This window comes from Novosphingobium cyanobacteriorum (genome assembly GCF_029436685.1).
Classification (GTDB): Bacteria; Pseudomonadota; Alphaproteobacteria; order Sphingomonadales; family Sphingomonadaceae; genus Novosphingobium; species Novosphingobium cyanobacteriorum.
Window position 1 is genome coordinate 49,105 of record NZ_JAROCY010000019.1, and the last position, 12,019, is coordinate 61,123.

At 61.0% G+C, this 12,019-nt stretch carries 4 protein-coding genes; 2 read left to right on the forward strand and 2 right to left on the reverse strand.

All coding sequences use genetic code 11. The annotated features are described in order from the left end of the window. Window positions 1–301: 301 nt before the first annotated feature. Both POM99_RS17480 and POM99_RS17485 read right to left on the reverse strand, forming a co-directional pair. Window positions 302–6,556, reverse strand: coding sequence for a cadherin domain-containing protein (locus POM99_RS17480; protein ID WP_277279772.1), 6,255 nt, complete (start codon window positions 6,554–6,556; stop codon window positions 302–304). Window positions 6,557–6,883: 327 nt separating this feature from the next. Then, window positions 6,884–7,303: a hypothetical protein gene (locus POM99_RS17485; protein ID WP_277279773.1), complete on the reverse strand. Its 420-nt coding sequence runs from the start codon at window positions 7,301–7,303 to the stop codon at window positions 6,884–6,886. A gap of 961 nt (window positions 7,304–8,264) precedes the next feature. On the opposite strand from POM99_RS17485, the gene POM99_RS17490 reads away from it, so the two are divergent. Together POM99_RS17490 and POM99_RS17495 are read left to right on the forward strand one after the other, a co-directional pair. Further along, window positions 8,265–10,970, forward strand: coding sequence for a calcium-binding protein (locus POM99_RS17490; RefSeq protein WP_277279774.1), 2,706 nt, complete (start codon window positions 8,265–8,267; stop codon window positions 10,968–10,970). Window positions 10,971–11,178: 208 nt separating this feature from the next. Next, a complete protein-coding gene (locus tag POM99_RS17495; protein ID WP_277279775.1) occupies window positions 11,179–11,412 on the forward strand; it encodes a hypothetical protein in 234 nt (77 codons plus the stop codon). Window positions 11,413–12,019 lie beyond the last annotated feature (607 nt).

The following is a 12,019-nucleotide window of genomic DNA, read 5'->3' on the forward strand; positions in this document are numbered from 1 at the left end:
GGCGGCGCTGCCTCAAGGCGACATTCATACTGCGCGGCGTCGGGCAGCTTGTTGCAAAGCAACGAAGGAGTGTGCCAAATTGTGCAGATGCAGCATGCCCCCCTCCCCCGCGATCATTCTACCTGACATGGGGTATAACGGCCGACCATATCTATTATGTGTCAGCTCAGCTGGAGACATGCGCCTGTCACTAAAGATATCTCCGGGCGAAACTGGTAGGGGGTGACCGCACTTCTGCACGGTCACCCCCTACCGATACGGACACTTACAAGTTACCGAACGACATTGCGCCAGCGCGAAATCAGACGAAGAGATAGTCTCCTGCGACGAGATTGGTCACGCCGGTGATCTGAATGGTTTCGGTTTCGCCGATGTGGCCAGCGCCCCCGTGGATCACATAGATGTCCGAGCCCGCAGCATGGGTCAGCGTAGCGCCAGCGCCATAACCGCTGAACGTCAGCACGTCGCCGCCCGCTACGCCCGCACCAGTGAAGTCGGTCACGACATCGCCTGATGCCTCGCCCTGCCGGAAGGTGAAGGTGTCGTTGCCACTGCCGCCGGTCAGGATGTCAGCGCCTCCGCGGCCGTCGAGCACGTTGGCAGCCGAGTTGCCGATCAGCGTGTTGGCCAGCGCATTGCCTGTGCCGTTGACGGCCTTGCTCGAAGTTAGCTGCAGCGTCTCGGTGTTGTCGGACAGGGTGTAGGTGACCTTTGAGAGCACGCGGTCAGCACCCAAGCCTGCCGCTTCGATCACCACATCGTTGATGTCGTCAACCACGTAGGTGTCGTTGCCACCTAGACCGGCCATGGTGTCGGCTCCCGCCAGACCATCGAGACGGTCAGCCCCTGCCCCGCCAGTCAGGGTATTGGCCAGGGCATTGCCGGTGCCCTTGAAAGCCTTGGTGCCGCCGAAGACGAGGTTGTCGACGTTGCTGCCAAGCGTATAGCTCGTCAACATCGTCGACACGGTATCGATGCCGCCGTTGAGATCCTCGGTCACGCTGTCGCTGGTGCTGTCGACGTAATAAAAATCGTCGCCGGCACCACCGGTCATCGCATCATTTCCAGTGCCTCCATTGAGGATGTCCGAAGCGCTGCCACCCTTGAGGATGTCATTGCCGGCAGCGCCGACGAGATTGAGCTTCACGCCGGCAAGCGAACCGTCGAACGTGTTGGCGTTGCTGTTGCCGGTTACTGCAAGAACGCCGCTGGCAAGGCCCGTGCCGGCGAGGCTCGACCCCACCACCAGGCTGGTCGCCGACAAGGTGATCTTTTCAACCGAGCGTGCGAGAAAGTCAGCTGCGCCGTTGCTGTCGAGGTCGAGCGAGACAAAGTCGCCGGTGCCGGCCAGGGTCACCGCTGTCCCGGTGGCTATCAGTTCGTCGGTGCCTCCAGCCCCGTCGATGCGATCGAACGAAAGCCCCGTCTGGTACGTGAAGCTGTCGTTAGCCGACGTCAGTACCTTCTCGTCGCCCGAAACGGTATCGCTCACCGAAATGGTCAGCGTCTTCTCGATCTGGTGACCGACGCTGTCGGTTGCACGAACCTTGACCTGGAGGCTCGGGGTCGCCTCGAAATCGATCGGCCCTGCCACGACAAGGTCACTGCCGCTGAGGGCAAAACGCCCGCCGGCATCATCGGTCAGTTCGAAGGTGGCGACATCCCCGATGTCTGGATCGATCGTTGACAGGACGCCGACAATCGTTGCTCCCGCAGCATTCTCGGCGACGGTCGCTGCCGACAAAAGGATGTCGGTCGGGGCCGAATTGACAACACTCTCGTCGATGTCGGTCACCGTCACGGTGATCACCTGCTCGGTGACATGCAGTCCATCGGATACCTGGATGGTCACGCTGTATTCGGGACCATGCGGATCCTCGAAATCGGCAGGCGCGACAAACGCAAGCTTGTTGCCCTCGACGATCTGGAAGTAGCCCGCATCGCCCTCGCCGGCCTTTATCGCATAGGAAAGCGGCGTTCCGACAAGATCGGGATCGCTTGCCTGGATGCTCACCACCTGCGACTGCTTTTCCTCGATGGTGAAGCTGGCAGCAGAGGAGATCGTCGGTGCATTGTCGTTGGTGTCCGTGACGTCGATCGTCAGCGTCCGCTCCAGAACATTGCCACCGCCGTCGATGACCTGGATCACGATGTCATAGCTTGACTGGACCTCTCGATCGAGCGACGACGTCGTCACGAGTTGGGTGCCAATGAGCGCGAACTTCCCGTCGGCATCGCCAATCAGGCTATAGGTGAATTCCTCGTTAGGCGTCGCATCGACCGTCGACAGGAATCCAACCGTCGTGCCCGAGGCAAGGTTTTCGGCAATGACCTGATTGGTCAGGACAATGTCCGTCGGCGCCGCGTTGGGTGGCGTGATGAAAACATAGTCGCCCGAGGTGAGATTGGTGACGCCCACCAGGCGGATCGTTTCGGTGACACCGCCAAACGCAGGCCCCGCCTTGATAACGTAGCTGTCCGTCGCCCCGACCTGGGTGATGGTGGCCCCTGCCCCATAGCCGACAAGATAGAGGACATCGCCACCCGCGACTCCAGCACCGGTGAAGTCGGTCACGACGTCACCATTGGCTTCGCCGCGCTGCATCTGGAAGGTGTCGTTGCCGTCGCCTCCGGTCAGCGTATCGGCACCGCCACGCCCGTCCAGCACATTGGCGCCCGCATTGCCGATCAGGGTGTTCGCCCCGGCATTGCCAGATGCGTTGATTGCCTTCGTCGTCGTCAGTTGCAGCGTCTCGACGTTATCGGAAAGCGTGTAGCTCACCCGCGAAAGAACCCGGTCGTTGCCCTGATTCTGGCTTTCGATTACCACATCGGCGACATTGTCGACAACATAGGTGTCGCTGCCGCCGCCGCCCCGCATCACGTCGGCGCCGGCTTGACCATCGAGCCTGTCAGCCGCAAGCGAGCCGGTCAATACGTTGGCCAGCGCATTTCCGGTCCCGGTGAAGTTCGAGGTTCCGGTATAGATCAGGTTCTCGACATTGGCCCCAAGCGTATAGCTCGAAAGCGTCGTCCTGACCGTGTCGGTGCCTTCGCCGGCAAGCTCGACGACAATGTCGCCGGTGGAATCGACGACATAAGTGTCATCGCCTGTGCCCCCGGTGGCCGTGTCGTTGCCGACTCCGCCATTGAGCAGGTCGTCACCTTCGAAGCCGAACAGCTGGTCGTCACCACCCCGGCCATCGATACCATCGTTCTCGGACGAACCGTCGAGACGCTCACCCACGTCGGTGCCGATGACCGAGGAGACCGGGTCGGTCTGCTCGATGATGCGCAAGGGCTCGCTCACCGCACTGATGGCATAGCCCTGCTCGTTCACTTCCGCTGCCACGACAACGAGGACCCGACCGAGCGAGAGGGTTGCCGAAACCGTACCCTTGCCCGATGCGTCGAGCACGATTGTCTCGTAGGTGATGTCGGTCGCGCTGTTGCCGTCAAAGGGGTCATCGGACGAGACGCTCAGCATCGCTGTCGTCATCATCTGGACGCGCACCGTGGAACCCGGCGTGCCGGTCACCGTGATCGATGGATCGGCCGCAGGGAACGCGACATTGCCCGAGGTCTGCGACTGGAGCGAGACCACCGGCGCACTGTGAGGATTGGTTACCCCGCGCGATTCAGCCTGCGCGATACCCGAGCCGAACAGGTCACCTTGCGCCGTCGAGCCGTCGGCAAAGACATAGGTCACCTTGGCGCCGGCTAGCTCAGCACCCGATACGCCCCCCGGCGTGACTGTCTGGGTGAAGCCCAGCAACGAGTTCGGGTCGATATCGAACGAGAAGCTGGCGCGCTCGCCCGGGTTGAAATCGGTGAAGTCGATCGTGATCTGCTTGTAGCCGGTCGAAGCGCTGCCGTTCTGGTAAGTAGCCTTCGCCGTGAGCGATCCGACGACTGTGTTGAGCTGGAATGCCTTGCCGTTGTCGCCGCCTGCCGCATTGGGATCGAAGAAGGCGCCATCAGGCAGCACCGCATGATCGAGATCGATGACGACCTGCTTGAGATCCTTGCCCGAGGTAATCAGGTTGTCGATCCTGACTGTATCTGCCTGATAGGTGCTGACGTCGAGCGATCCGCCCGGCGTGAAAGTCAGCAGCGCGGCGCCGGCTCCGGCATCGGGCTTGGGCGTGCTCGTGATCGAAATCTGGTTCCAGGTCGTCGAGAACGGCGCCCCCGGACCATCGGAGGTGCCGATAATGCCAACCGCAAGCCCCGACGCGACCGGCCCCGAGGCGGAGTTGATCGTGTAATTGCCGCGAATGGCCGCCAGCAGCGAACCGGTCACGGTCACTGCCTCGCCTTCACCAGTGATCGTCGTTCCGATAGAATCCGGAGTGCTGCCGCGCACAATCGACCATGCCGGCGTGACGGTACCGGCTATGGGATCGACACGCAGCTCGAGCACGAAACCATCGGATGCAGATGTTTCCGGATAGTCACCACCGAATACCGGTGCGGAAATCACCTGATGCGATACGATCACGTCGTTGTTCTCGACGAGGATGTCGATCACCGGCTGGTTGGGGACCCCATCGACGGTCGCGGAACCGGCAACGATCTTGATATAATTGGCCTGGTCGCCCGTGCCGATGAAGAAACCGACGCTCTGGTTGTCGGTCGGAACCGTGTTGTCAAACGGACTGTTGACCTTGGTCTTGATGACGAAGCTGCCAACGTCCGAACCGATTTCAACGCCGAACTGGAAGGCGTCGGTCTGGTTGTTGGCCATGGGAGTGCCGTCGGCAATGTCCTGCATGAGGACACCGGCAGCCGCACCGCCCATGATCGTCTTGTTGGCGTCGTACTGGAGCTGGAAAGATTCCTGGCCATTCGTCATCACCCCGGTGAACCCGAGGTTGCCGATCCCGCCAGGGCCCGGGTGGGGCTCGTTCTGACTGAAGGTCCAGGTCAGGGTCGAGCCGCCTTCGAGAACCACCGACTGACCATTGGTCGGATCCACCCCGAACGGGTCGATCGCATTGTTCAACCCGTCGTTGTCGACGTCATTGCTGACCCCGTCGCCACCGCCGGATTCGTCCGGAACCAGGATCGTGATGCCGCCGCTATAGCTCCCGACCCAGATGGTGCCGGCAAAGGGGCTTCCCTGTGGGGCTGCATGGACATCGAGCGCCGCGCCATTGCCGAGAACACCGCCGGGGGTGAGGTTGGTCACGCCAATGACCGTCTTGCCATCGGGCGAAAGGTCGATGCGATAGATGCTGTCGTCGTTGAGCGAGGCCGCGATCAGGTCGCCCTGCATCGCTCCGCCGAACGCGGTTCCCTGGTAGTCGTCAATCCCGTTGACCGAGCCCGAGAAGAAGGTCAGTTCCCCGCGAAGATAAAGCGCGTTCTGCAGCGCAGCCGGAAGGAGATCGGCACGATTGGCGCCCGGCGGGAGATAGTAGCCCGCAACCGGCTGCGACATGCCCGCCGGGACAGGCGGCCAGTCGCTGGGAAGCGTGACGGGCGTGCCGTCGGGAAGGTAGAGGCCGGCACCGGTCGGGTTTGCCAGGGTCGGGTTGGCGTGCCCGCCGTAGTAGCCCGGCGTGATCAGATGAAGCGGCGCCTTGTTGATCGATCCGCTGCCGTCATTGGGGACATTCACGATATCCGCTGTCGGCGTCGTGCCGATCGTGCCGTCGGCCTGGCGGTAGAGCGGAGGCCCGCCCCATGACGGATTGCCCCCGTTATCGATCCCGTACAACTGGCCGTTGTCCGTCAGCACGATATCGTAGAGATTGCGGAAACCCGTCGCGTAGAGCTGGACCGGGCTGTCTGGGGTCAGCCGGGCCTGGTTGAGGCCATTGTTGCCACCGAACACTTCGGGCTGGCCTGCCGCAACGACATCGCCTGGCGCCGATCGGGTCGGGTCGTCCACTGTCGGCAGGACATATTTGTAGGTCTGCCCCCGGTAGGTCTTGCTCGGCATGGCCTCGATTGCCGCGACATCGATGTCGACGACCGAGGCAGCATAGGCATACTCCGAAAGATATCCGAACTCTTGGGAAGGCGCGCCGGCATTGGTGCCACCGCCCACTGCAAGCAGGATATGACCCGTGGTCGGGTCGAGCTGAAGCCCATTGACCGCGTGGTTTTCCTCGCTGCGCGGCAGCCCGTATACGAGGTCGACCTTGACCCAGTTGCCCGAGGCATCCTTCGACAGTTTCGACAAGGTGCCCGAATTGGTGTCGAGACCCGTGTCGCCCTTGCTGGTCCCCCCACCGATGCGCGGATCGCTCGAGCTGACGTAGATCACCGGATTGTCCGCGGTACCGGTAACCAGGAGACCGGTAACCTGGCGCGTGCCAAGCGCCGCGTTGAAAGTTCCGTCGTCGTTATGATTGGGAATGAAGCGGACGAGGCTGATCGTCTCCTTCGAAGTTACCGTGTAGTTTCCACCGGAGTCGACCGCAACCGTCGCGGCGATGATGACACCGTTATCCTGAGCGACATAGAGCTTGTTGTCGGGCCCGATCTGCAGGGACGTGGGATTGGCAACGGTAAGTCCGGTCAACTGCACCTGTTTGAAAGCAACCATCACGTCCTCATATTTCGCATCTGGGCCATGCGCCGGACGTTGTGGAGAAAATGCCTGCCTCCGACCTTTTGGTGGAATAGCGCAGAAACATTCACCTCGTGTGTCCCGACGAAGACACCTGTTGTTGTTAACGTCGCGACCGCAGACGATTCTTTTAAGTTAACAAGATCATAACTATGAGAGACTTCAAGTCAAAACCTCATTGCTCCAGAATGATGTCCCGTTACAGGACGTGCTTGGGAACGACTTGGAGCGAACGAAAAAGGGGCGCAGCTTTCGCTGCACCCCTTTCTTGAAAACGCGCCAGTGTATCAGGCAGACCTGCAATCAGACCGGGCTGATCGGTGCCTGCTTCGTGATGCGATAAACCAGCGAACCAAAGGTCTTTTGGTTCTGCGCCTGGCAGGTCGCCGAGCTTTCAGTCGGGCAATTCAGGCTGTTGTTGAAGATCTGCAGCAATTGCTTCGACGTCGCACGCTGCACGGCCGGCAGCAGTGCAGGATCGGTGCCAGCGGAATTCTTGATGCGGAAGTTCACCGAATTGACAATCTTGGTGATCTGCTTGCTGCAAGCAGCCTGATCCGATGCGCTCGAACCGCACGAAGACTTGATGGCGTTGATCTGGGCTACGGCCTTCTCGTTGGCGCGAACGATCGCCGAATAGTTCACCGCAGTGGTGGCGGCGATCGCGGATACGGGAAGGCTGAGAGCGGAAAGGGCCGCACCCACAGCGAGCAAGCGAGTCATATTCGGTCCTCCAATGAATTAAGGTTGATGCCGGATTAACAGAACGCCTCCCGTTTCGCAAGTGCGGAAAACGGCCAGCCCCGTCGAAAAACGTACATTCATTGCCTCAACACGGGACACTGCGCGCGAAGTCGGGGCGCTCCGGTGAGAAAGCCGATCCGGATTTGATCTTAATGAAGCGAAAGTCCATCGATGACATCGCAGCCATGACTGGCTTGGTGGACTTCCAGTTCGCAGAAACTCCAAGAAAAGAATCCTGATCACTACGAGGCAGTCAGGTCGCCTGACATGATGGTTGGATGAGCGCGACACTGATCTCCCCGTAAGCCCCGCCTCCCCTATTGACCTTTCCTTATGCCGGACAGGCCGATCGGGCACAGCCCGTCCGCGGCCTGTCGCGCTAGCCTGGCACCTGGGGGAATACCTGACCAGGGTCCCAGGGCCACCTTCGGAGCCGATTCGCTAGACCTGATGACTTCGCGCGGTTGCCTGCAAAGAAAATTTCCTTCGCAACTGGCCCAGCCCTACCAGACCTCACGATGCGCCGCTGAGCACGGCCGGTGACAGCATGCAGGCCGTCCCGCCGGATCGGCGCTCCCCGAGCCGGCGCGCCGGCTAGTCACTGAAATGGCACGGCTAATTTGCGACGAACCGAATTCGTTACTGTGGCGCTAACTGCGTTGCGCAATCTGCCGTCAATCGACCGGGCAGATAAGCAAGGCATCAGGCAGATAACGCCGGAGAGTGCGGAAAATAAATCTTACCAAAGCGCTAACTAGTTCTTTTGCAGATTTGATCAGGGGCGGGAGGTCATCTGATCCCACAACAAAAAACAGCAATGCAGCAACACTCAACAGAAACTGCGACGGGGTCGTAAGGCGCAAAAGGGAACGTGGACTATAACCACGAACCAGGCGCGTCTCAAAAAGCGATCCTTCTCGGCTAGCGAAGGTATCAAGAGATGGCGGACACCATTATTCAGCTTCGGGACGGATCGACCGAGGCAGACATCCAGGCGGCCCTCAAGGGCCTTCCCTCCGGAGGCACTCTCGTCCTCCCGGCCAATGCCACAATCCTCGTGACCCAAGGCCTGGACGTCGATGCCTCGAAGCGCGACATCACGATCGACCTGAACGGCTCGACGCTCAAGCAGGGCGGCGATACTTCGGTAATCTGGGTCAACGGGCGGATGACGACGCCGCTGTCGAGCGAAGTCGGTCACGATGCCTCGGGCCACGTGACGGTGACGTATGCCAATGCCTCCTCGGTCCAGGCAGGCGAGTGGATCAAGGTCATCTCGGATGATGTCCTGCCCAATGACCAGGGCGCGGCGACGCGGCTCGGCCAGGCGATGAAGGTCATCGCGGTTGATGGCAACAAGCTCGTGCTCGAGGGCGATCTTGCCTATGCCGATCTCTACAAGACCAATGTCCGCGTCTCGGAGTACCAGAGCGGTACGGTCAACATCAAGAACGGCACCGTCCAGGGCGACCAGAGCCATCCCGACTGGGCCAATGCGCTCGTCTCGGTGCGCTCGACCATCAACACCCATGTCGACAACGTCACCGTGCGTGACGGCAACTCGATGGGCTTCAACTTCGTCAGCACGGTCAATGCCCTGGTCACCCAGTCGGCCGCGATCAACCTGACCGACGACCCGGCCAACGGCCACTTCGGCTACGGCGTCCACTCGGCCAGCTCGGTCGGCACCACCGTCAACGGCCTCTACACCGAGCACGTCCGCCACGGCGTCGACGACAATGCGGTGGGGCTGTGGAGCAGCGACGTCAACCCGTCCAAGTACGGTGCCGACATCGGCCTGACCGCAACCAATGTCGTGGCCAACGGCACCACCTCGTATGCCTTCTCCTGGCATAGCGAAGGGCGCTTCAGCTCCTATTCGAACGCGGTCGTGGTCAACAGCTTCGGCGTGCTCGGCGGACGCGGCACCGACAACACCTTCAAGGATGTCTCGGGCAGCAACAACGAGCGCGGCATCCTGTTCTACCAGTACGGCAACGGCGATGGCACGCGCATCACGGTCGACAACGTCAACCTCAAGGAAACCGTCGGCTTTGCCTACTGGAACCAGAACGGCGCCACCGGCAACACCCTGTCCAACTCCATCTTCGAAGTGCTGAGCAATCGCTACAGCATCGCCGCCGGCAGCCCGACGCTGGCCTTCATCAACAATGTGGTCAAGGCCGGCACCTTCGTCCTCGACGAGACCATCACCGGCGGCGCGGGCAACGACCGCCTGCTCGGCGGCGGCGGCACCGACACCATCTCGGGCGGCGCGGGCCGCGACTACATCTGGGGCGGGGCCGGCAACGACATCCTGACCGGCGGGCTCGGCCAGGACCGCTTCGTGTTCATGGACGCCAACGAAGGCAACGACACGATCACCGATTTCACCGCCGGCGCGGGCGGTGATGTCATCGACCTTGCCGTGATCGCCCGCCACTACGGCTGGAGCGGCGACCTCTTCGCCAAGGGCTACGTCAAGTTCGTCCAGGCCGGCAGCGATACCCTCGTCCAGGTCGACACCAATGGCGGCGGCGACAGCTTCACCACCCTGGCAACCCTCAGGAACGTCAGCGCCACAACACTGGTCGCCGCCAACGTCTCAACACAGATCGTCGTCACCGACTACGATGGCAAGAATTCAACACCATCAACCTCCCTCTCCACACCGACAACGCCCACGACCACGCCCACGACCACAACTTCGGGGACAACTTCGGGGACAACTTCGGGCTCGACTAATGGCACTTCATCCGGGACCACGCCGTCAACCACGACCACGACGCCCATTGACGCAAGTGTGAAAGGCGTCAGCGATCCGTTCGCGGACCTGACGGGCTACAACAAGATTGCGGGCACGGCCGGGATCGACTCGCTTGGCGGAACGAGCGGCAAGGACGTGATCTTTGGCTCGGCCGGCAACGACAAGATCATGGGCCTTGACGGAGACGACGTGCTGGCAGGCGGCGCCGGGGCAGATTACCTCAACGGCGGCGCAGGCAAAAACACCGTAACCTATGCCGATGCACTGTCCGGCGTCAGCGCCAGCCTTGGAGCCCCCTCGACCAACACAGGGGATGCAGCAGGCGACGTCTACAGCCAGATCCAGAACCTGGCCGGCAGCAAATTCGACGACAAGCTTAACGGCAACGACGGCGTCAACACTCTGGCCGGTGCCAGCGGAAACGACGTCCTCAAAGGTCTGGGCGGCACCGACATCCTGATCGGCGGCGATGGCAACGATATCCTCGATGGCGGGACCCAGAACGATACGCTCGATGGCGGTCTTGGCAACGATCGCCTGGTCGGTGGGGATGGCTACGACCGACTGACAGGCGGTCAGGGTGCGGACATCTTCGTTTTCAACGCCTCGTTCAAGGGAAGCTTCGATACGATCACTGACTTCGCACTCGGCATCGACAAGATCGCACTTTCGGGAACCGGCCTCGCCAGTCTTGGCAACGTTGTTCTCGAAGACTCGACTTCGCTTGTCGCCACAAGCGCCAAGCCAACGATCCTCTACAACCAGAGCACCGGAGCGGTCCTGTTCGACAGCGACGGATCGGGCTCTGCAAGCGCAGTCAAGATCGGCATGATCACGCCGGGCATCGACCTGCACCTCTCAGACTTCATCGTTCTTTGACCAGACGCTGAGCAAAGCCAATGGCAGGCCCCCCAGCATGCGCCGGAACGCCATGCTGGGGTTCCTGTCATTTGATTGTCTTGCGCCGCGGTGGACGCAGGTGCATGGTCACAGATCGGGTTACAAGCAAGAAACGAACGGGAACTAGGGCGTGAAAAGGCAGGGGCGGACCGACATCGGCATTCTCGTCGGATGGAAACACCAGCAAATGCCGGATAGCATCGTGCTCCAGATCCAGAATGTCGATCCGGCGTCCACCCGCGAGGAGCGCAACTACAACACGCTCGATTTGCTCATGACCAAGAGCCAGGCCCTCGTTCTTGCAAACTATCTCGCAAAGGCAGCGTCAGGTGACCTCGCCCCTCGCAAGCCTTCGCTATGGCGCAGGATCCTCAGCAAGTCCGACCGGAGCTTTGTCGCGCCAAGCAAGGGGCACCGGTAACTCGCCGGCCCATTATGTCCCGGGCAACCGAAACCTCTCTCGCCCCGCCGATTCGTTCCGAAATGGGACAAGCGCTTGCGCGCGCGCGTCGATTCTGCGAGCGGCGTGCACGTAAGGGAAAGTACGATAACCCACTCGGGGCTCGTGCTGCATAGCGAAACAAGCTCCGCGACGACTTTCGCGCTACACCTTCAGAAGCAGCCCAACCGGCGTTATTGCACGCACACCAAGGACGCGACGCGATCCAGCTGACCAGCCAACCCGTTGCTGCAATGCAGCAGGCGTCTAGACGAAAAAGTGACTTGGCCAAACGCGCATCATGGCGGTTGGTTCCACCTGCTTGACGTTGTTAACCATTAAACATTAACGGAAAAGGATAAGAAAACGGGAGACGCCAGATGTCTTTGGTCGCGCAGGATTCGATATCCATCCACAAGTTCCGTCGCCTGATCTCGGTTGGCGGAGCGTCATGCACTATCTTCTGGCTGGTGATCGCAGAGGTCGCTACTCGCTTCTGACGCTCTCAGTAACGAGCCCTCAGCCGGCTGCTGCGCCTCAGGAGAGGCACCGGACGAACTGACGGCCAACCTGGCCTGGGTGGCCTGAC